This window comes from Flavobacterium sp. T50_26 (genome assembly GCF_057652995.1).
Genome location: NZ_JBYFCC010000019.1, coordinates 38,135 through 58,382, shown reverse-complemented (window position 1 = coordinate 58,382; position 20,248 = coordinate 38,135). Strand labels below are relative to the sequence as shown.

At 35.1% G+C, this 20,248-nt stretch carries 20 protein-coding genes; 15 read left to right on the top strand and 5 right to left on the bottom strand.

The features are described from left to right. Positions 1 to 7: 7 nt before the first annotated feature. The 3 genes from AC23MC_RS12050 to AC23MC_RS12040 all read left to right on the top strand — a co-directional run bounded on the left by AC23MC_RS12050 (position 8) and on the right by AC23MC_RS12040 (position 3,575). A complete protein-coding gene (locus AC23MC_RS12050) occupies positions 8 to 364 on the top strand; it encodes a four helix bundle protein (protein ID WP_487568603.1) in 357 nt (118 codons plus the stop codon). A gap of 90 nt (positions 365 to 454) precedes the next feature. Further along, the gene (locus AC23MC_RS12045; RefSeq protein ID WP_487568602.1) at positions 455 to 1,636 is read left to right on the top strand and encodes an acetyl-CoA C-acyltransferase; all 1,182 of its coding nucleotides are present in this window, start codon (positions 455 to 457) and stop codon (positions 1,634 to 1,636) included. A gap of 148 nt (positions 1,637 to 1,784) precedes the next feature. Beyond that, positions 1,785 to 3,575: an acyl-CoA dehydrogenase family protein gene (locus tag AC23MC_RS12040; protein ID WP_487568601.1), complete on the top strand. Its 1,791-nt coding sequence runs from the start codon at positions 1,785 to 1,787 to the stop codon at positions 3,573 to 3,575. Between the two features lie 124 nt (positions 3,576 to 3,699). On the opposite strand, the gene sucC is transcribed toward AC23MC_RS12040, so the two are convergent. After that, complete coding sequence (gene sucC / locus AC23MC_RS12035; RefSeq protein ID WP_248434538.1) at positions 3,700 to 4,896, bottom strand: ADP-forming succinate--CoA ligase subunit beta; 1,197 nt, start codon at positions 4,894 to 4,896, stop codon at positions 3,700 to 3,702. 355 nt (positions 4,897 to 5,251) lie between these two features. On the opposite strand from sucC, the gene AC23MC_RS12030 reads away from it, so the two are divergent. The 4 genes from AC23MC_RS12030 to AC23MC_RS12015 all read left to right on the top strand — a co-directional run bounded on the left by AC23MC_RS12030 (position 5,252) and on the right by AC23MC_RS12015 (position 7,664). Further along, positions 5,252 to 5,722 carry a toxin-antitoxin system YwqK family antitoxin gene (locus AC23MC_RS12030; protein ID WP_487568600.1) on the top strand — a complete coding sequence of 157 codons (471 nt, stop codon included), beginning with the start codon at positions 5,252 to 5,254 and terminating at the stop codon, positions 5,720 to 5,722. A 160-nt stretch (positions 5,723 to 5,882) separates the two neighbouring features. Next, positions 5,883 to 6,056: a hypothetical protein gene (locus AC23MC_RS12025; RefSeq protein WP_487568599.1), complete on the top strand. Its 174-nt coding sequence runs from the start codon at positions 5,883 to 5,885 to the stop codon at positions 6,054 to 6,056. A gap of 111 nt (positions 6,057 to 6,167) precedes the next feature. After that, on the top strand, positions 6,168 to 6,986 hold the full coding sequence (locus tag AC23MC_RS12020) for a KilA-N domain-containing protein (protein ID WP_487568598.1): 819 nt from the start codon (positions 6,168 to 6,170) through the stop codon (positions 6,984 to 6,986). A gap of 123 nt (positions 6,987 to 7,109) precedes the next feature. Continuing rightward, positions 7,110 to 7,664 carry a DNA alkylation repair protein gene (locus AC23MC_RS12015; protein WP_487568623.1) on the top strand — a complete coding sequence of 185 codons (555 nt, stop codon included), beginning with the start codon at positions 7,110 to 7,112 and terminating at the stop codon, positions 7,662 to 7,664. Between the two features lies 1 nt (position 7,665). Here the strand turns inward: AC23MC_RS12015 and AC23MC_RS12010 are convergent, their stop codons facing one another. Both AC23MC_RS12010 and AC23MC_RS12005 read right to left on the bottom strand, forming a co-directional pair. Then, positions 7,666 to 8,022: a helix-turn-helix domain-containing protein gene (locus AC23MC_RS12010; protein ID WP_487568597.1), complete on the bottom strand. Its 357-nt coding sequence runs from the start codon at positions 8,020 to 8,022 to the stop codon at positions 7,666 to 7,668. A 2-nt stretch (positions 8,023 to 8,024) separates the two neighbouring features. Next, positions 8,025 to 8,354, bottom strand: a complete 330-nt coding sequence (locus AC23MC_RS12005; protein ID WP_487568596.1) for a type II toxin-antitoxin system HigB family toxin — start codon at positions 8,352 to 8,354, stop codon at positions 8,025 to 8,027. Positions 8,355 to 8,507: 153 nt separating this feature from the next. Between AC23MC_RS12005 and lysA the strand changes: the two genes are divergently transcribed. Together lysA and AC23MC_RS11995 are read left to right on the top strand one after the other, a co-directional pair. Then, on the top strand, positions 8,508 to 9,713 hold the full coding sequence (gene lysA, locus AC23MC_RS12000) for a diaminopimelate decarboxylase (RefSeq protein ID WP_487568595.1): 1,206 nt from the start codon (positions 8,508 to 8,510) through the stop codon (positions 9,711 to 9,713). Between the two features lie 261 nt (positions 9,714 to 9,974). Continuing rightward, positions 9,975 to 11,393, top strand: a complete 1,419-nt coding sequence (locus tag AC23MC_RS11995; RefSeq protein ID WP_487568594.1) for an alkaline phosphatase — start codon at positions 9,975 to 9,977, stop codon at positions 11,391 to 11,393. 56 nt (positions 11,394 to 11,449) lie between these two features. On the opposite strand, the gene AC23MC_RS11990 is transcribed toward AC23MC_RS11995, so the two are convergent. Then, the gene (locus tag AC23MC_RS11990; protein WP_487568593.1) at positions 11,450 to 12,613 is read right to left on the bottom strand and encodes a proline dehydrogenase family protein; all 1,164 of its coding nucleotides are present in this window, start codon (positions 12,611 to 12,613) and stop codon (positions 11,450 to 11,452) included. A gap of 138 nt (positions 12,614 to 12,751) precedes the next feature. Here AC23MC_RS11990 and aroB point away from each other — a divergent pair, with 138 nt between their 5' ends. The 4 genes from aroB to AC23MC_RS11970 all read left to right on the top strand — a co-directional run bounded on the left by aroB (position 12,752) and on the right by AC23MC_RS11970 (position 17,030). Beyond that, positions 12,752 to 13,819 (top strand): 3-dehydroquinate synthase, encoded by a 1,068-nt coding sequence (gene aroB / locus AC23MC_RS11985; protein WP_487568592.1) that lies wholly within the window; start codon positions 12,752 to 12,754, stop codon positions 13,817 to 13,819. A 291-nt stretch (positions 13,820 to 14,110) separates the two neighbouring features. Continuing rightward, positions 14,111 to 15,511, top strand: a complete 1,401-nt coding sequence (locus AC23MC_RS11980) for an arginine decarboxylase (protein ID WP_112084500.1) — start codon at positions 14,111 to 14,113, stop codon at positions 15,509 to 15,511. Positions 15,512 to 15,600: 89 nt separating this feature from the next. Further along, entirely contained in the window at positions 15,601 to 16,575 is a 975-nt protein-coding gene (locus tag AC23MC_RS11975) for a deoxyhypusine synthase family protein (protein ID WP_487568591.1), read from the top strand. Positions 16,576 to 16,586: 11 nt separating this feature from the next. Further along, entirely contained in the window at positions 16,587 to 17,030 is a 444-nt protein-coding gene (locus tag AC23MC_RS11970; RefSeq protein WP_487568590.1) for a DNA primase, read from the top strand. Between the two features lie 28 nt (positions 17,031 to 17,058). Here the strand turns inward: AC23MC_RS11970 and AC23MC_RS11965 are convergent, their stop codons facing one another. Then, positions 17,059 to 17,787 (bottom strand): biotin--[acetyl-CoA-carboxylase] ligase, encoded by a 729-nt coding sequence (locus AC23MC_RS11965; RefSeq protein WP_487568589.1) that lies wholly within the window; start codon positions 17,785 to 17,787, stop codon positions 17,059 to 17,061. 94 nt (positions 17,788 to 17,881) lie between these two features. On the opposite strand from AC23MC_RS11965, the gene rsfS reads away from it, so the two are divergent. Both rsfS and ftsH read left to right on the top strand, forming a co-directional pair. After that, positions 17,882 to 18,253, top strand: a complete 372-nt coding sequence (rsfS, locus tag AC23MC_RS11960) for a ribosome silencing factor (RefSeq protein ID WP_487568588.1) — start codon at positions 17,882 to 17,884, stop codon at positions 18,251 to 18,253. Between the two features lie 25 nt (positions 18,254 to 18,278). Next, positions 18,279 to 20,234 carry an ATP-dependent zinc metalloprotease FtsH gene (gene ftsH, locus AC23MC_RS11955; RefSeq protein WP_487568587.1) on the top strand — a complete coding sequence of 652 codons (1,956 nt, stop codon included), beginning with the start codon at positions 18,279 to 18,281 and terminating at the stop codon, positions 20,232 to 20,234. The last annotated feature ends 14 nt before the right edge of the window (positions 20,235 to 20,248 follow it).

Sequence of the window (20,248 nt, the reverse complement as noted above, 5' to 3'; positions counted from 1 at the left end):
ATAATATATGCATAATTTTGAAAAACTGAAAATCTGGCAAAAAGCAATGGATATTGCTGTTGAAGTTTATGAAATTTCCTTATTACTTCCCAATGATGAAAAATTTAATTTAATACACCAAATTAAAAAATGTGCAGTTTCTATACCTTCAAACATTGCAGAAGGTTCAGGAAGAAATCATAATAAAGAATTTATTCAATTTTTAGGTATAGCAAATGGCTCAACATTCGAATTAATAACGCAATTGATCCTCGCTAAAAGACTAAAACTTATAAAAGAAGAAATAGTACAACCGATAATAAGTAAGTTAGTTGAAGTTTCAAATATGAACTTTTCCTTTCAAAAAACATTAAAAACAACATAATTAATTAGGAGGAATGTCTTAATACTTTAGTCTTGATACTTAATACTACTGTCTTAATACTTAATACTCCAATCTTAATACAAAAAAAAAATGAAAACAGCATATATAGTATCAGGATTTCGTACTGCAGTTGGTAAAGCACCTAAAGGGGTTTTCCGTTTCAAACGTCCAGACGAATTAGCAGCCGAAACAATTGAACATTTAATGGCTCAATTTCCCGACTTCGACAAAAAACGAATCGACGATGTTATGGTTGGAAACGCTATGCCCGAAGCCGAACAAGGTCTCAACGTAGGTCGCTTAATTTCCTTAATGGGATTGAAGGTAACCGATGTTCCGGGTGTAACCGTGAATCGTTATTGTGCTTCCGGTTTAGAAACTATCGGAATGGCTACAGCCAAAATTCAATCCGGAATGGCCGATTGTATCATCGCAGGTGGTGCCGAAAGTATGAGTTTTATTCCGATGGGAGGCTATAAACCAACCCCCGATTATGCCGTTGCCGCATCTGGTAATGAAGATTATTATTGGGGAATGGGTCTAACCGCCGAAGCCGTTGCAAAACAATTCAACGTATCTCGTGAAGATCAAGACGAATTTGCTTTTCATTCCCACCAAAAAGCTTTAAAAGCTCAAGCAGAAGGAAAATTTGACAAACAAATCGTACCAATCACGGTTGAACAAACATTCATCAACGAAAATGGTAAAAAAGAAACAAAATCCTACGTCGTAAAAAAAGACGAAGGTCCCAGAGCAGATACAAACGTATCAGCCTTATCAAAATTAAAACCTGTATTTGCTGCAGATGGTTCTGTAACTGCCGGAAACTCATCACAAATGAGTGATGGAGCCGCTTTTGTTTTAATCATGAGTGAAGAATTAGTAAACGAACTAGGTATAAAACCAATCGCAAGATTAGTCAATTTTGCATCAGCCGGTGTTGAACCAAGAATTATGGGAATCGGTCCGGTAAAAGCCATTCCGAAAGCATTAAAACAAGCAGGTTTGACATTAAATGACATCGAATTAATCGAATTAAATGAAGCGTTTGCATCACAATCATTAGCAGTAGTTCGTGAATTAGGATTAAATCCTGACATCGTGAATGTAAACGGAGGTGCGATTGCATTGGGTCATCCACTGGGTTGTACAGGAGCAAAATTATCTGTTCAATTGTTTGATGAGATGAGATTAAGAGGAAGTAAATACGGAATTGTGAGTATGTGTGTGGGTACTGGGCAAGGAAGTGCGGGAATTTTTGAATTGCTTTAATTAAGACAGTTTCCGTTTTTTGTCATTCCGACGAAGGAGGAATCTCATAATAACTGAGGAATAACGTGATGAGATTTCTCCTTCGTCGAAATGACAAAATCATAAATAAATAATTGATAAAATAACTATCAAAAAATAATAAAGAATAATGGAAGACATAACAAGAGGTGGTCAGTTTTTGGTAAAAGAAACCAAATGTGAAAACGTATTCACACCCGAAGATTTCTCAGAAGAGCAAATTATGATGCGTGATTCGGTAAAAGAATTTGTAGACAAAGAAATTTGGCCAAATAAAGACCGATTTGAAAAGAAAGATTATGCATTTACCGAAGAAGTAATGCGAAAAGCCGGAGAAATGGGCTTTTTAAGTGTTGCAGTTCCTGAAGCTTACGGCGGAATGGGAATGGGATTTGTTGATACGTGTTTGGTATGCGATTACATTTCGGGTGCAACCGGTTCATTTTCAACCGCTTTTGGTGCTCACACCGGAATTGGAACGATGCCAATTACTTTGTATGGAACAGAAGAACAAAAGAAAAAATACGTACCAAAATTAGCATCAGGTGAATGGTTTGGAGCCTATTGTTTAACTGAACCAGGTGCAGGTTCTGATGCCAATTCCGGGAAAACAAAAGCCGTTTTGTCAGCAGACGGAACGCATTACAATATTACCGGACAAAAAATGTGGATTTCCAATGCCGGATTTTGTTCAGTATTCATTGTTTTTGCTCGTATTGAGGATGATAAAAATATTACCGGTTTTATTGTAGAAAATGATCCGTCCAACGGAATCACGATGAACGAAGAAGAACATAAATTAGGTATTCGTGCCTCCTCTACTCGTCAAGTTTTCTTTTCTGACACCAAAGTTCCCGTTGAAAATATGTTAGCTGCTCGTGGTGAAGGATTCAAAATTGCAATGAATGCTTTGAACGTGGGTCGAATCAAATTGGCAGCCGCTTGTTTGGATGCTCAACGTCGTGTGACTTCTAATGCAATCAATTATGCCAATGAAAGAATTCAGTTCAATACACCAATCGCTCAATTTGGAGCTATTCGTTATAAATTAGCTGAAATGGCAACATCTGCCTATGCAGGCGAAAGTGCTACTTATCGAGCTGCAAAAGACATCGAAAACAGAATTAAAATTCGTGAAGCGGAAGGTGCAACGCATCAAGAAGCAGAATTAAAAGGTGTAGAAGAATTCGCTATCGAATGTTCCATATTAAAAGTTGCGGTTTCAGAAGATGTTCAAAATTGTGCCGATGAGGGAATTCAAATTTATGGCGGAATGGGATTCTCTGAAGATACTCCGATGGAAAGTGCATGGAGAGATGCTCGAATTGCTAGAATTTACGAAGGTACAAACGAAATTAACCGTATGCTTTCGGTTGGAATGCTAATCAAAAAAGCCATGAAAGGTCATGTAGATTTATTAGGTCCAGCTATGAAAGTACAAGAAGAATTAATGGGAATTCCATCGTTTGATACGCCGGATTATTCTGAATTATTTGCAGAAGAAAAAGAAATGGTTGGCAAATTGAAAAAAGCCTTCTTAATGGTCGCCGGAGCTGCCGTTCAAAAATACGGAATGGACTTGGATGCTCACCAACAATTATTGATGGCTGCAGCCGATATGTTAATCGAAATATATGTTGCTGAAAGTACTGTTTTACGTACCGAAAAACTAGCCAAAAAAGTAGGCGAAGACAAAGCGAAAGAACAAATTGCAATGGCCAAATTATACTTATACAAAGCCGTTGATGTGGTTTCGCAAAAAGGAAAAGAAAGCATCATTTCATTTGCCGAAGGTGATGAACAACGCATGATGTTGATGGGCTTACGTCGCTTTACAAAATATACCAATATGCCAAACATTGTTGGTTTAAGAGAAACAATTACCACGAAATTAGTAACTGAAAACAGTTATTGTTTCTAAAAATTTTTAGTTTAGTTGTTGATTAAAGGCCACGCTTGAAAAAGTGTGGTTTTTTTTTGTGTTTTATAACCAAAAAAAAAGCCACCTCTCGGCAGCTTTTTCACACTATTATATTCTAAAACTATTATTTCGTCAAAGCCGCTTTCACTTGATCTGCTGCTTCTTGAAACTGTACTGCCGATAAAATTGGCATACCTGAATTATCAATCAATTCTTTTGCAATCTCAGCGTTTGTACCTTGTAAACGTACGATGATTGGCACTTTAATTGCGTCACCCATATTTTTATACGCATCCACAACACCTTGAGCCACACGGTCACAACGAACAATACCACCAAAGATATTAATCAAAATCGCTTCCACGTTCGGGTCTTTCAAAATGATTCTAAACGCAGTTTCCACACGTTTTGCATCCGCAGTTCCGCCCACGTCCAAAAAGTTAGCAGGCTCAAAACCGGCATACTTAATCAAATCCATTGTTGCCATTGCTAATCCTGCTCCGTTCACCATACAACCTACGGTTCCGTCAAGGTCAACATAGTTCAAACCAACTTCTTTTGCTTCTACTTCAATCGGATTTTCTTCACGAATATCACGCATATCAGCAATTTTGGCTTGTCTGTACAACGCATTATCATCAATATTCACTTTCGCATCCACCGCCATAATTTTGTTGTCAGACGTTTTCAAAACCGGATTGATTTCAAACATCGACGCATCACAACCAATGTACGCGTTATATAAACTATCTACAAATTTCACCATTTCCTTAAAAGCATTTCCCGAAAGACCTAAATTAAAGGCAATTCTTCTCGCTTGAAAACCTTGCAAACCAACAGCCGGATCAATTTCTTCAGTAAAAATTAAGTGTGGAGTGTGCTCCGCCACTTCTTCAATATCCATTCCGCCTTCGGTAGAATACATAATCATATTTCTTCCCGTCGCACGATTCAACAAAACCGACATATAAAACTCCGAAGTTTCACTCTCTCCCGGATAATAAACATCCTCGGCAATCAACACCTTGTGTACTTTCTTTCCCTCAGCCGAAGTTTGAGGTGTAATCAATTGCATACCAATAATTTGCTCTGCAATTTCCTCTACTTGTTGCAAGTTTTTAGCCAACTTCACTCCGCCACCTTTTCCTCTTCCACCAGCGTGAACCTGAGCTTTAATAACGTGCCATCCCGTACCGGTTTCAGCAGTTAATTGTTTAGCGGCAGCCACGGCCTCAACCGGATTGTTAGCCACAATTCCACGTTGAATTCGAACGCCATAACTGGCCAAAATTTCTTTACCTTGATATTCGTGTATGTTCATAGTAGTATAACGTTTGTCTGTTAAAAAGTGCCACAAAAATAGCAAATTCAAACCAATTTCAGAAACTATTTTCTTTTTTATTTTCAAGAAGCTATTCCCGCTTTCCGCTACAAGCTTTTGCTCAAAAACCTTTTTTTCTAAGGTCCGGCAGGGGCTTCCGTTGGTCGCCCTGCCAAACCAAGAAAAAATAGGTTTTCCTCCCAAAAGGCTTTCCGCTTCAATCGGGGCTAGGAGATTGTGCTTCTAAACAAAAATCAGTGAATAAAGTCGTTTTGATGATTTGTAAGATTTATTTTTTAAATTTGAAAAAATAAAATCTGAGGATTGTCAGACATATATATAAGTTGCCAGTAATATGAAAAAACTGATTTACCTAATTTTAATTTTAGGATTTAACAACGGATTTTCTCAAGAACGAAAAATCGTTTCATTTGAGGAATTAAATTTCGAATTTAATAAAGATACAACTTTAATTAAAGTAAAAAAAGCTGACAGATATTTGAATGGAGATTACAAATTAATTGTTAATCCAGAAAAAGATGAATATAGTCTTTGCGAATTTAAAGATGGAAAATTAATCGGACTTCAAAAATCATATCAGAACGGAGTTCTAATTGGAACAGCCGAATTTAAGAACGGAATGAAAAACGGATATGATATTTTTTATGACCAAACAGGTCAACATATAATGTGGAAAATTAATTTCGTGGATGGAAAAAAACACGGACTGACTTGGTGGTCTGATACGGGAGATGAATATTACATCAACGGAGAAAAAGCCACCAAAGCGGAATTCCAAGAATACGAGAAAAACAATAAACAGTAATAAATAGTACTGACAGCACCACGTATAGCTTATTACAGCTGAAGTACTTAGGTTAAAGTTAGTGAATTTTCGCTATTTTTACTGCTTCACCGAAAAACCTCGGATATTTAACCCCAATAAGACATACACGATAAACGCTATTTCTCTTAAACAAATAACGATGAAACTCTCCCCAAAAGCCCAAACGATTTCCTCTCAAATCAACCCCAAAACAACCAAATTAGGCGATTTGCGAGTCATTGCTAAAGAAATCAAAAAAGACCACGAATTAGCAATGGAAATTTGGTCAATCAGTGGTTTTATTCACCGTCAGTTAGCTCTACCACTGCCTTGAATCTTAGTGTGGCAGTTTAAAATCGTATATATTACAACTTAAACAAAAACCTCAATTAACTCAAAAATTCGTAATCATTTTTTGTAAATTTGTTTTTTAGCGAATCAGAATATGGCAAAAAGCAGCAAATTAAATGTAAACGAATCCGATATAACGGTTATTCATCTTAACGAAACCGATTATATCAGTTTAACCGACATGACAAGTTCTTTTAAGGAAGGTAGCGGACTAATCGGCAAATGGATAACGAATAAAAACACGTTGGAATATTTAGGTGTTTGGGAGAAAATCAACAACAAAGATTTTAATTACCCCGAATTCGGGGTAATTGGACAAGAAGCAGGCACAAACAGATTTATGATGTCTGTTGGTCAATGGATTAACCGAACCAAAGCCAAAGGAATGTTTGTAAAAGCCGGACGTTACGGAGGAACTTATGCACACAAAGACATAGCTTTTCACTTCGCTATGTGGTTAAGTCCTGAATTTCAGATTTATTTAGTCAATGAATTTCAACGACTAAAAGACGATGAAAACAGTCGTCTAAAATTGGAATGGAACTTACAACGAACTTTAGCTAAAGTTAATTACCAAATCCATACAGATGCTATTAAAGAAAATTTAATTCCAAAAGAAATTACCAAACAACAAGCAAGCTTTGTTTATGCCAACGAAGCCGATTTACTAAACGTAGCACTTTTTGGAATAACAGCCAAAGAATGGAGAGAAAACAATTCTGATAAAAGAGGAAATAGCAGAGATTATGCGACTTTAGAACAATTGGTAGTTTTGAGTAATTTGGAAAGTATAAACGCTTTACTAATCGGTCAAGGTTTGCAACAAAACGAACGACTAATTCAACTCAACAAAGTCGCAATAAATCAAATGAAATCTTTACTTGAAAGTAAAGCTATTAAGAACTTTAAATAACATATTGAAAGCTACAGCATTGTCCTAAACCCCATGAACCTCTCCCCAAAAACCCTAACCATCTCCTCTCAAATCAACCTAAAAACAACCAAACTGGGCGATTTGCTTATCATTGCCTAAGAAATCAAAAAAGACCACGAATTAGCAATGGAACTTTGGTCAATTGGCGGTTTTCACCACCGACAGTTAGCCATCCTGATTATGGATAAAAAATTGCTCACGCAAGAACTCATTAATCAACTGGATAACGACATCAGCCAACACCCCGAAGAAGAACGAACACAATTAATCGATTGGTTAATGGCAAACCAACTTTCCAAAGATAAAAAAACCATTTCGCTCATCGAATCTTGGGAAAATAGCAAATCACCACTTCAACGTAGAATTTTTTGGTACTATCAAGCTCGTTTGCGATGGGTCGGACAAACACCTCCTCCAAACAGCGAATACCTTCTTTCCACCATCGAAAAAAATATAGAAAAAGAACAACCGGAAGTGCAATGGGCAATGAATTTTACTGCTGCTCAAATCGGCATTTTTCAACCTGAATTTCGCCAAAGATGCATCGCCCTCGGAGAACGAACCGGCTTATACAAAGGCGAATTTGTGCACAAAGGCTGCACACTAAACTATCTACCGGAATTTATTGCGATGCAGGTTTCGAAGATGAAGAAGTAAATCAAGCACTATGCAAAAACACTTCTGCAGGAATACTAAAATAATCTTTTAGTTTCTGTGCCATCTTTAAAGTTATTTCACGTTTACCGGATAAAATGGCAGAAACGTGTCCTTTACTTCCAATAATGGGTTCTAAATCTTTAGCCTTTATTCCCATTTCCTGCATTTTATATTTAATTACTTCTAAGGCATCTAATTCAGGCAAATGATAATGTTTGTCATCATAATCTTTTACCAAAACGATAAGTAATTCTAATTCATCACTTTCGGGAGTGTTTGGCTCAGCATTAAAAATCTCCATCATTCGTATCGATGCTTTATTGTAATCCTCCTCAGTTTTCAATACTTTCCATTTCATAATTAAATCTTTTTGTTTGTTAAAATTGTCGTGTCAAATGAAATTGTTTCTACATTTATTTTGTCATATTCTTTGTGTGTTCCAAACCAAATTACATAACAAGCTCGTTGCAAAAAATTCACAGAAATGATAAGTCGAAAATCATTCCCCTTAATATTAAACACAACTCTATTGTTACTCACTATGCTTGCGTTTCCATAAACTTTCTTCAGTTCATTAAAATTACTGAATTCATATTTTGAAAACTCATTATACCAAATCAACAATTGCGTTTCTGCAAATGGATATTTTTTGATATAAAACAATATCGTTTTCTTGACGAGAATTTTCATAGAACAAATATAAAAAAAGTTTTCATATTGCAAACTATTTTTTTATGCCTTTAAAATAAGTTACAAATATAACAAATTGTTATTTTTTGTTATTTCAACACAAAAAATTTGAAACTAACGTATTGCAGACTTACCTTTGTTGAAAATTAACGAATGAACTCATCAGATTTACTACAATTAGCAGACCAATTCGGTGGACCGCTTTATGTTTACAATGCCGAAAAAATTGAATCCCAATACAATCGTTTAGTTAACGCGTTTTCAAAAGTAGAACGATTGCAGATTAATTATGCGGTAAAAGCATTATCCAATATTTCTGTTTTAAAATATTTTCACAAATTAGGTTCCGGTTTAGACACCGTTTCGCTTCAAGAGGTGCAATTGGGTTTAGCCGCCGGTTTTGAACCGAATCGTATCATTTTTACACCCAACGGCGTTTCCATAGATGAAATTGAAGAAGTGGCGACTTTGGGCGTTCAAATCAACATTGATAATCTTTCGATTTTAGAACAATTCGGAACCAAACACCCGACTGTTCCGGTTTGCATCCGAATTAATCCACACGTGATGGCTGGTGGAAACACGAATATTTCGGTGGGTCACATTGACAGTAAATTCGGGATTTCCATTCATCAACTACCACATTTGTTGAGAATCATCGAAAACACACATATGCACATCAACGGAATTCATATGCACACCGGTTCCGACATTTTGGATATCGAAGTGTTTTTGTATGCTGCCGAAATTCTATTTGAAACAGCAAAAAATTTCAAAACACTTGATTTCATTGACTTTGGTAGCGGATTCAAAGTTCCGTACAAAAAAGACGATATCGAAACCAACGTGGAAGAATTAGGTAAAAAATTATCCAAACGTTTCAATCAATTTCAAACTGAATACGGTCGACCGTTGACATTAGCTTTTGAACCAGGTAAATTTCTAGTGAGTGAATCAGGTTATTTCTTAGCCAAAGTAAACGTGGTGAAACAAACCACTTCCACTGTTTTTGCCGGAATCGATAGCGGATTTAATCACTTAATTCGTCCGATGTTGTATGGTTCCTATCATCACATTGAAAACATTTCCAACCCAAAAGGAAAAGAACGTTTTTATTCTGTTGTAGGTTACATCTGCGAAACCGACACTTTCGCCAACAACCGCAGAATCTCCGAAATAAAAGAAGGTGATATTTTATGTTTCAGAAATGCCGGAGCTTATTGTTTTTCGATGGCTTCTAACTATAATTCTCGCTTCCGCCCGGCCGAAGTTCTTTGGTATGAAGGAAAAGGTCACTTAATCCGCGAAAGAGAAACGTTTGAAGATATTCTTCGTAATCAGATTGAAATCACGTTTTAATTTTTTTCAAATCACGAATTCACAAATTTTATTAATTTTCATTCGATTTTATTCGAATTTTCATCACAGATGAACTAATCTGTATGAACTTTAATTTGTGAATTCGTGGTTAAAACAAATAGCATGTCACTACCTAATCAAACAAACACAACCAAAAAGGAGTCGGAAATCACATTCCGGCTTTTTTTATGAATAGAAATTAATGATTAATTAACGCTTAGCTCATTTGTATTTTTTACATTTGAAAAATTTAAAATCCCAATGAACAGAAGAAAATTTTTTAGGAACGGAACATTATTTACGTTAGGAACAGCCGTTCTAAACCCTTTTGAAAGTACTGCAACTATTCTCGATCAACCCACAGAATTCAAAGGAAAAAAAGCGAAAAACATCATTGTATTAGTGAGTGACGGAATGAGTTCCGGAACATTAAACATGGCTGATATTCATCTAAATAGAAAAAATGGAAAAGGTTCAAATTGGTTGAATTTATATAGAGAAAATAAAGTTACAAGAGCTTTGATGGATATGGCTTCGGCATCATCCGTTGTGACTGATTCGGCTGCAGCAAGTTCATCTTGGGGAAGCGGTTTCCGTGTTAAAAACGGAGCGTTAAACGTTGGTGTAAACGGTGAAGAATATTTACCAATTTGGCAAAAGTTCAAAAAAGCAGGAAAAATGGCGGGTTGTGTCACCACCGTTCCGATTACGCATGCTACTCCTGCAGGTTTTTGTGCTGTAAGCAAAAGCAGAAATAGTCAGGATGATATCGCAGAATCCTATTTAGAAAGTCAATTTGATGTGATGATGGGTGGCGGACAAAAATATTTTGATGCCAATTTCAGAAAAGATAAAAAAGATTTGTATTCGGCTTTTCAATCCAAAGGATATCAAGTGGTTAAAACACGAAGTGAAATGCATTCAACTTCCAACGACAAACCTATTTTGGGAGTGTTTTTTGAAGATGGACTTCCCTACTCGATTGACCGTGGAAACATCAAAGATTTAGGCAACACGATTCCGACTTTGGCAGAAATGACGCAAAAAGCCATTGACCGAATGAAAAGTCACAAAAATGGTTTTGTCTTGCAAGTGGAAGCCGGAAAAGTAGATTGGGCTGCTCATGCGAATGATATTGCAGGATTGCTCTATGACCAAGTTGCTTTTGATGAAGCCGTGAAAATTGCCATCGATTTTGCTGAAAAAGATAAAGAAACCTTAGTCATTATTACAACCGATCACGGAAACGCGAATCCGGGTTTGATATATGGTAAAAATGTAAACGATCATTTTGACAGCGTACAACAGCACAAACACACGAATGAGTGGATTTTAAATGGTTTTACACCGGAATCTACGTTAGCTCAAATTAAAGAACGCATTGAATTTGCCAATGGTTTTGCCTTGACCGATGACGAAGCCAAAACGATTATGAGTTATTATTCTAATCTGGAAAAAAAGGATGACGGATTATACAACTATAAAAACCTACCTTTCAAAACCTTTGCCGAAATGCAAAAAAGCAGAACATCCGTAGGATGGATAAGTATGGACCACTCGGCCGATTATACCGAATTGGCGATGTTTGGACCAGGAAGCCACAAACTAAAACCATTCATTAAAAACACCGATTTACATTATTTTATGCTTGAAGCAGCAGAAGTGGAAAATAAATTTTAAGGTTAATTAATTCACAAAAAAAACACAGTTTATAGCTGTGTTTTTTTATTTTATCTCTACTTCCTCCTCTCCCGCTCCTTCTTAATCAACATCAACTCCCGACTCGTTTGACCAGCCACGGAAGTATTTTCTTCTGCTCTGCGAATTAAGTACGGCATCACATCACGAACAGGTCCAAAAGGCAAGTATTTAGCCACGTTGTAACCATTGGCTGCTAAATTATAACTGATATTATCACTCATACCATACAATTGTCCGAACCAAATGCGTTCATCATTGGATGACAAACCTTTTTCTTTCATCAACTCAATCAATTTATACGAACTCAATTCGTTATGTGTACCGGCAAAAATTGCCATTTTGTCAATATTTTCAACCATGTAGGCTACGGCTGCATCATAATTTTCGTCAGAGCCAACTTTGGTGGCACAAATTGGTGTTTTATATCCGTTTTCTTCAGCTCGTTTGTTTTCTTTTTCCATGTAGGCACCACGAACGAGTTTCATACCAATATAAAAACCTTCTGATTTAGCTTGCTCGTGCAATTTTTTTAGATAATCTAATCGATCCCAACGGTACATTTGCAACGTATTAAAAACAATTGCTTTTTCCCTATTATATTTTCGCATCATTTGAGTTACCAAATCATCGGCAGCATTTTGCATCCAACTCTCTTCTGCATCAATCAACAAAGGAACATTTTGCTCTTGTGCCAGTTTGCAAACTGCTTCGTATCTTGCAACTACTCGATCCCATTCAGCATGTTCCTCAAAATTAAGCGGTTGTTTTTCGCCAACTTTAGTATATAAGTCTAATCTACCAAACCCGGTTGGTTTAAAAACTGCAAATGGAATGGCTTTCTTTTCTTTAGCAAATTCAATTATTTTGAGCGTTTTTTTCATCGCGGCATCAAATTCAATCTCATCTTCTTTGCCTTCTACGGAATAATCTAAAACAGAACAAACGCCTTTGGTAAACATTTTTTCCATCACGGGCAAACAATCATCTTCACTTACTCCGCCACAAAAATGATCAAAAACAGAAGCCCTAATTAATCCTTCTACCGGCAAATGAGCTTTAAGAGCAAAATTTGTAACGGCTGTTCCAATGCGAACAAGTGGCTCGCTATCAATCATTTTAAATAAAAAATAGGCTCTATCTAATTCAGTATCACTTTTTAAAGAAAAAGCAACTTGCGTATTATCAAAGATTTTATCCATGTTTTGTTGAAAATAGTGTAGCAAAGATACGGAGTGTTTGAGAATGTTATATTTTTTTTACCTTAATTTGTATCAAAATTTTTAAAAATGAAAAAATTCAAAGAAATTTGAATTTAATTTTCTAAACCGAACTGATTCATGCAACCAATTCAAGCCAGCAATTATTCCATATATTTTAATCAAGATGCTTACGTTTTTTTAAATTCTTTTTTAAAAGACAACAAGTATTCTAAACTATTTATATTAGTAGACACTAATACAAATGATAATTGTTTACCACATTTTTTATCACTTTTGGCTATCGAAAATGAAATTGAAATTATAGAAATAGAATCTGGGGAAGCCTTTAAATCAATTGAAACTTGTGTTCAATTATGGGAAACACTAACAGAATTGGGTGGAGATAGAAAAAGTTTGCTTATTAATGTTGGAGGTGGTGTAGTCTCAGATATTGGTGGTTTTGTGGCTTCCACTTTCAAACGAGGCATCGATTTTATCAATGTTCCAACCACATTATTAGGAATGGTTGACGCTTCAATTGGCGGGAAAAACGGCGTTGATTTGGGAAATTTAAAAAACCAAATTGGCGTGATTAATTCGCCAAAAGCGGTTTTAGTTGACACGATTTTTTTAGAGACTTTACCACAAAACGAAATGCGTTCCGGCTTAGCCGAAATGCTCAAACACGGACTCATTTTTGATAAAGAATATTGGACTAAATTCAACGATTTGGGCAATTTATCTTCGGACGATTTGGATGAATTGATTTATCAATCTGTTGAAATAAAAAATGCAATCGTAATGCAAGATCCAACGGAAAACGGCATTCGAAAAGCATTAAATTTCGGACATACATTAGGCCACGCAATTGAAAGTTATTTTCTTGAAAATCCTTTAAAAAAAACACTTTTACATGGAGAAGCCATTGCAGTTGGAATGATTTTAGAAAGTTATATTTCGATGAAAAAAGAGTTAATTACTTTGGATGAATATTTGGAAATAAAAACCACCATCAATTCCATTTTTGAAAGGGTTATTTTTGATAAAAATGACATTGATCCCATCATCGATTTATTGATTCATGACAAAAAAAATGAATACGGAACGATTCAATTTGCTCTTATAGATGGAATTGGCAGAATTAAATTACACCAACAAGCTGATAACAAACTAATTACCTCGGCTTTTGATGATTATAAAACATAACATTTTTTTTAACCTTGAGCTTGCATTTAGGTTAGATTATTTTTTACATTTGCCTCAATGAAAAACAATCAAAACAAAAAGTGGGAAAATTTGACAACGTTCAATAATCATTGGTCTTTTCAATGTTTTATTAAAAATAGCGTAAGTTCAAAAAATACTTTAAATTTTGACAATTCAGAAAATTCCAAAATGTTTCATGAAAAACTGCAAATAATTTTTGCAAATATTCGGGTTTGAAATTTAGATTAATTATTTTTTACTTCACTTTTAATCTAAATTACTGACAAACAAATGAATACTAAATACTTCGACTTAATTAATCAAACATTCTACTTTCCGCAAGAAGAATTTACATTAAACAAAGATAATCTTCAATTTCACCAAATCGATTTGATGAAAATTGTAGAACAATACGGTACTCCATTAAAGTTTACCTACTTGCCGCAAATTTCTAATAATATCAACCGTGCAAAAGGTTGGTTCAGAAAAGCGATGGAAAAAAATAAGTACGATGCAAAATACTATTATTGTTATTGTACAAAAAGTTCTCACTTCAGTTTTATCATGAACGAAGCGTTTAAAAACAACATTCATATTGAGACTTCCTCTGCATTTGACATTAATATTGTAGAAAATTTGATGGCAGAAGGAAAAATCAACAAAAATACCTATGTAGTTTGTAACGGTTTTAAACGTGAGCAATACATTGATAATATTGCTCGATTAATCAATAATGGTCATAATAAAACTATTCCTGTTATTGATAATTTTGAAGAATTAGATTTACTCCAAGAAAAAATTGATGGTAAATTCAAAATCGGAATTAGAATCGCAGCCGAAGAAGAACCAAAATTTGAGTTTTACACCTCTCGTTTGGGGATTGGTTATAAAAACATTGTTCCTTTTTACAGAAAACAAATTGAAGAAAACAAGAAAGTAGAGCTAAAAATGCTTCACTTTTTCATCAACACGGGAATTCGTGACACTGCCTATTACTGGAATGAGTTACTGAAATGTATGAAAGTGTATGTTGCATTAAAAAAAGAATGTCCAACATTAGATAGTTTGAATATTGGTGGTGGTTTTCCTATAAAAAACTCATTAGCATTTGAATATGATTACCAATATATGATTGACGAAATTATCAATCAAATTAAAATTTCTTGCGAAGAAGCGGAAGTGGATGTTCCAAACATTTTTACTGAATTCGGTTCTTTTACCGTTGGCGAAAGTGGCGGAGCTATTTACCAAGTTTTATACCAAAAACAACAAAATGACCGTGAAAAATGGAATATGATTGATTCTTCTTTCATCACCACTTTACCGGATACTTGGGCAATCAACAAACGTTTTGTGATGCTGGCCATTAATCGATGGAACGATACATACGAACGGGTTTTATTGGGTGGATTGACTTGTGATAGCGACGATTATTACAACTCTGAACAGAATATGAATGCAGTTTATTTACCAAAATATAACAAGGAAAAACCGTTGTACATTGGATTTTTCAACACTGGAGCTTATCAAGAAACCATTGGTGGTTTTGGCGGTTTACACCACTGTTTGATTCCGCAACCAAAACATATTTTAATCGATCGCGATGAAAACGGAATTTTGGCTACCGAAGTATTTTCTGAACAACAAAGTGCAGAGCAAGTACTATCAATTTTGGGGTACGATAAAAAATAACATTTTTTGTTCTAAAAACCTTTTTTCTTTTCAGAAAAAAGGTTTTTCTTTGAGCCATAATAATACGAATACAATTTAAGAATTATAAAATGAGTAAAGGACCTATCAGTCAATTTATTGAAAAAAATTATCTTCATTTCAATGCTGCTGCATTAGTTGATGCTGCCAAAGGATATGAACAACATTTGCTTGAAAACGGAAAAATGATGATCACATTAGCCGGTGCGATGAGTACGGCTGAGCTAGGAAAATCATTAGCAGAAATGATTCGTCAAGACAAAGTACATATCATTTCGTGTACGGGTGCTAATTTGGAAGAAGATATCATGAATTTGGTCGCTCATAATTCATATAAAAGAGTTCCAAACTACCGTGATTTAAGTCCACAAGAAGAATGGGATTTACTTGAAAATCACTACAATAGAGTTACTGATACGTGTATTCCTGAAGAAGAAGCGTTCCGTAGATTACAATCGCATTTGTTTGACATTTGGAACAATGCAGATTCAAAAGGAGAACGTTATTTTCCGCACGAATTTATGTATCAGATGATTAATTCTGGTGTTTTAAAACAATATTACGAAATTGATCCAAAAGATTCTTGGATGGTTGCTGCGGCTGAGAAAAATTTACCAATTGTTGTTCCGGGATGGGAAGACAGCACGATGGGAAATATTTTCGCTTCCTATTGCATCAAAGGAACTTTTAAACCTACCACGATGAAAAGCGGAATTGAATATATGATGTGGTTAGCCGATTGGTATCCAAAAAATTCAACCGGAAAAGGAGTTGGTTTCTTCCAAATTGGTGGAGGAATTGCAGGTGATTTTCCGATTTGTGTTGTGCCGATGTTATATCAGGATATGGAAATGCATGATGTTCCGTTTTGGAGTTATTTTTGCCAAATTTCTGATTCAACCACAAGTTACGGATCGTATTCCGGAGCTGTTCCGAACGAAAAAATTACGTGGGGAAAATTAGACATTACCACGCCTAAATTTATTATAGAATCCGATGCAACCATTGTTGCCCCATTAATATTTGCTTACTTACTTGATTTATAACAGATTTTTTTATGAGAAGAATTATTGTTGACTATGCTAAACTAACGAATGATATTCTTTCGATGCTTGTGGAAAAATTTCCTGATGGCTACGAGGATACCGACATTATTCGCTTTAGAAATGCACAAAACGAACTAATTGAAGCAGTTGAAGTTCGTACAGAAGATACTATCTATTTGGTTAAAGTTAGTAAAAAATTAGCCACCCGCATTGAGAATTTTGAAGAAGACGAAGATTTGGATGTAGAAGTAGAAACAATCGCACCGGTTAAAGGTCTTGATTTAGATGATGACATTGATGAAGTGGATATAGACGAAGAAGATGACGACGCACCTTCTGATGATGATGTAGAAATTGATCCGTTAAAAGATTCTGGTGGTTCAGATGACGACGATGACGACGATGATTTTGAAGACGAACCTTCTGATGACGACGAAGACGAAGAAGAATACTAAAATTTGAGCTCCATTTGGGGCTCTTTTTTTAATACAACATCCTAATTTCTTTAATTCCAAAGGAAACGACTGAATCATCTTCCAACAAAACATTCAATAAACCTTCGGGTGAAACATGTTGAATAATTCCCATAAACTTCTCCCCTTTTTTATTTTCAAAAGCCATGGGAATTCCGATTTTAAATAATTTTTGATGATATGAATTCCAAATTGAATCAGCTTGTGTTCTAATTTTTGAGACAAATTGTCTAATTGAAACACAAAATTCATCAAGTAGTTCATCTAAATCATAATCCACTCCGGTTTTACATTTTAAAGAGGAACCATTTGGAAGATTTTCAAAATTAATCTGATTTATATTTAAGCCAATTCCAACAATCGAAAAAACTTCTCCATCTGATTTAAAACTGTTTTCAATCAAAATGCCTCCAATTTTGTGATTACCTGACATAATGTCGTTTGGCCATTTGATTGTGACTGAAGGAATTTTATATTTTTCCAAAACAGAAATAATAGCCAAGGAAACAACAATATTTAAAGTGTAAAGTTGTTTAACATCTACAATCAAATCCCGTATTAAAACACTAAATGTCAAGTTCTTACCAGATTCCGAAATCCAAACCGAACCCATTTGACCTTTTCCGTTGGTTTGACTTTTTGACATCACAACAGTAAAATTTGTTACCACTTGTTTGGCTATCAACTCCTTTAAATAGTCGTTTGTAGAATTTATGGCACTTAGTTTGATGATATCCATAGAAATAAATTATATAAAAATCGTTCTAAAGTTGTGTTAAGCTTCAAAAATAAACACAATTTTTGATAACTTTGCGAAAATATTAAAATAGTAAATGGCGAATAAGAAAGTTAGTAAAGATGAGTTATTGATAAACATCATCAAAGGAATAGAAGAAGTTAAGGGAAATGACATCGACATTTTAGATTTACGAGAAATCGAAAATACTGTTTGCGATTACTTTATCATTTGCAACGGTAACTCCAATACGCAAGTTAACGCCATCGTTAACTCGGTTCAAAAAACAGTTTCTAAAGAATTAAAAGATAAACCTTGGCACGTGGAAGGCTCAGAAAATGCCGAATGGGTTTTAATGGATTATGTGGACATTGTTGTTCATGTTTTCCAAAAACACGTGCGTGAATTTTATAATATCGAAGGATTGTGGGGCGATGCTAAAATCACTACTATTCCAAACAAAATTTAAAAATTGCTAAAGAAGAAAACTCATAATGTCAAAAGAAAATAATTCTACACCAAACCCGAATAAATTTAAATTTAATCCTTGGCTGGTTTATTTTATTGTTGCCGGTATTTTTATTTTTATCAGTGTAATCTCTGGTGGAAGTTCATTCCAAGAACCCGGAAAATTAACCATTTCTAAATTTAATGAATACCTTGAAAAAGGTGAAATTGAAAAAGTTTTGGTTTACAGCAAAGGTGAAAATCTTAGTGAAGCCGAAATTTATATTACCAAAGAAGCCCTTAAAGACAAAAAACACAAAGGTGTTATTAATGATGTTTTAGGTCGCGAAAACAAAGGAGCACACTATCTTTTACCAAACATTGGTGATGTAAAATTATTTCAAGACAAATTAGAATTAGCAAAAAAAGAAAACAAATTAGCCGATTATAATTATTTGGTTAAAAGCAATTGGTCGGGAATTTTAATTAACCTATTACCAATAATTCTAATTGTTGTTATTTGGATTATCATCATGCGTAGAATGTCTGGTGGTGGTGCCGGTGGCGGAGGTGGTCAAATCTTCAACATTGGGAAATCTAGAGCAAAACTATTTGATGAAAAAACCGATGTAAAAGTTACTTTCAAAGATGTTGCCGGATTAGAAGGTGCTAAAGAAGAGGTTCAGGAAATTGTAGAATTCCTTAAAAACCCAGAAAAATATACCAACTTAGGTGGAAAAATACCAAAAGGAGCCTTACTCGTTGGGCCTCCCGGAACAGGAAAAACCTTGTTAGCCAAAGCTGTTGCAGGCGAAGCAAAAGTACCATTTTTCTCTTTATCTGGTTCAGATTTCGTAGAAATGTTTGTTGGGGTTGGTGCTTCCAGAGTACGAGACTTATTCAAACAAGCCAAAGACAAATCACCAGCAATTATTTTTATTGATGAAATTGATGCCGTTGGTCGTGCTCGTGGAAAAAACAATATGTCCGGTTCAAACGATGAAAGAGAAAACACATTAAATCAATTACTTACAGAGATGGATGGTTTTGGAACCAACACAAATGTAATTGTATTAGCCGCTACAAATCGTGCCGATGTATTAGATAAAGCATTAATGAGAGCAGGTCGTTTTGACCGTCAGATCTATGTTGATTTACCGGATATTCGTGAGCGTAAAGAGATTTTTGAAGTTCACTTAGCTCCATTGAAAAAAGTTGAAGGCTTAGATACTGAATTTTTAGCAAAACAAACCCCTGGATTTTCAGGAGCAGATATTGCTAATGTGTGTAATGAAGCCGCTTTAATTGCAGCCAGAAACAACAAGACAGCTGTTGATAAACAAGACTTTTTAGATGCGGTTGATAGAATTGTTGGCGGACTAGAAAAGAAAAATAAAATTGTTACACCGGCAGAAAAGAGAGCCATTGCCACACATGAAGCCGGTCATGCAACGGTGAGTTGGATGTTGGAACATGCTGCTCCATTAGTAAAAGTAACTATTGTGCCGAGAGGGCAAAGTTTAGGTGCCGCTTGGTATTTGCCGGAAGAAAGACTAATCGTTCGCCCAGATCAAATGCTAGACGAAATGTGTGCAACCATGGGTGGAAGAGCCGCAGAAAAAGTGATTTTTGACACCATTTCTACCGGAGCATTAAGCGATTTGGAAAAAGTAACCAAACAAGCCCGTGCCATGGTTACGGTTTATGGTTTGAATGATAAATTAGGAAACATCACTTACTATGATTCTTCAGGTCAAAGTGAATATAATTTTTCTAAACCTTATTCGGAAGAAACTGCTGTTACGATAGACAAAGAAATTTCCGGATTAATTGAAGGTCAATACCAAAGAGCTATCAAATTATTAGAAGAAAACAAAGATAAATTAATTCAATTAGCCGACATTTTAATTGAAAAAGAAGTGATTTTTAAAGATGATTTAGAAGCAATTTTTGGCAAGAGACCGTATGGAGATGAAAGCCATGTTTCAGTTGGAGTAGAATAAATTTCTTAATTTTT

Coding starts and splice junctions, on each gene's coding strand:
- AC23MC_RS12045 (WP_487568602.1), top strand. CDS start 455: ATGAAAACAGCATATATAGTATCAGGATTTCGTACTGCAGTTGGTAAA.
- aroB (WP_487568592.1), top strand. CDS start 12,752: ATGCAACCAATTCAAGCCAGCAATTATTCCATATATTTTAATCAAGAT.
- AC23MC_RS11970 (WP_487568590.1), top strand. CDS start 16,587: ATGAGAAGAATTATTGTTGACTATGCTAAACTAACGAATGATATTCTT.
- AC23MC_RS12020 (WP_487568598.1), top strand. CDS start 6,168: ATGGCAAAAAGCAGCAAATTAAATGTAAACGAATCCGATATAACGGTT.
- ftsH (WP_487568587.1), top strand. CDS start 18,279: ATGTCAAAAGAAAATAATTCTACACCAAACCCGAATAAATTTAAATTT.
- AC23MC_RS12030 (WP_487568600.1), top strand. CDS start 5,252: ATGAAAAAACTGATTTACCTAATTTTAATTTTAGGATTTAACAACGGA.
- AC23MC_RS12050 (WP_487568603.1), top strand. CDS start 8: ATGCATAATTTTGAAAAACTGAAAATCTGGCAAAAAGCAATGGATATT.
- AC23MC_RS11990 (WP_487568593.1), bottom strand. CDS start 12,613: ATGGATAAAATCTTTGATAATACGCAAGTTGCTTTTTCTTTAAAAAGT.
- AC23MC_RS11980 (WP_112084500.1), top strand. CDS start 14,111: ATGAATACTAAATACTTCGACTTAATTAATCAAACATTCTACTTTCCG.
- AC23MC_RS12040 (WP_487568601.1), top strand. CDS start 1,785: ATGGAAGACATAACAAGAGGTGGTCAGTTTTTGGTAAAAGAAACCAAA.
- AC23MC_RS11975 (WP_487568591.1), top strand. CDS start 15,601: ATGAGTAAAGGACCTATCAGTCAATTTATTGAAAAAAATTATCTTCAT.
- AC23MC_RS11995 (WP_487568594.1), top strand. CDS start 9,975: ATGAACAGAAGAAAATTTTTTAGGAACGGAACATTATTTACGTTAGGA.
- AC23MC_RS12010 (WP_487568597.1), bottom strand. CDS start 8,022: ATGAAATGGAAAGTATTGAAAACTGAGGAGGATTACAATAAAGCATCG.
- AC23MC_RS12005 (WP_487568596.1), bottom strand. CDS start 8,354: ATGAAAATTCTCGTCAAGAAAACGATATTGTTTTATATCAAAAAATAT.
- rsfS (WP_487568588.1), top strand. CDS start 17,882: ATGGCGAATAAGAAAGTTAGTAAAGATGAGTTATTGATAAACATCATC.
- lysA (WP_487568595.1), top strand. CDS start 8,508: ATGAACTCATCAGATTTACTACAATTAGCAGACCAATTCGGTGGACCG.
- AC23MC_RS12025 (WP_487568599.1), top strand. CDS start 5,883: ATGAAACTCTCCCCAAAAGCCCAAACGATTTCCTCTCAAATCAACCCC.
- sucC (WP_248434538.1), bottom strand. CDS start 4,896: ATGAACATACACGAATATCAAGGTAAAGAAATTTTGGCCAGTTATGGC.
- AC23MC_RS11965 (WP_487568589.1), bottom strand. CDS start 17,787: ATGGATATCATCAAACTAAGTGCCATAAATTCTACAAACGACTATTTA.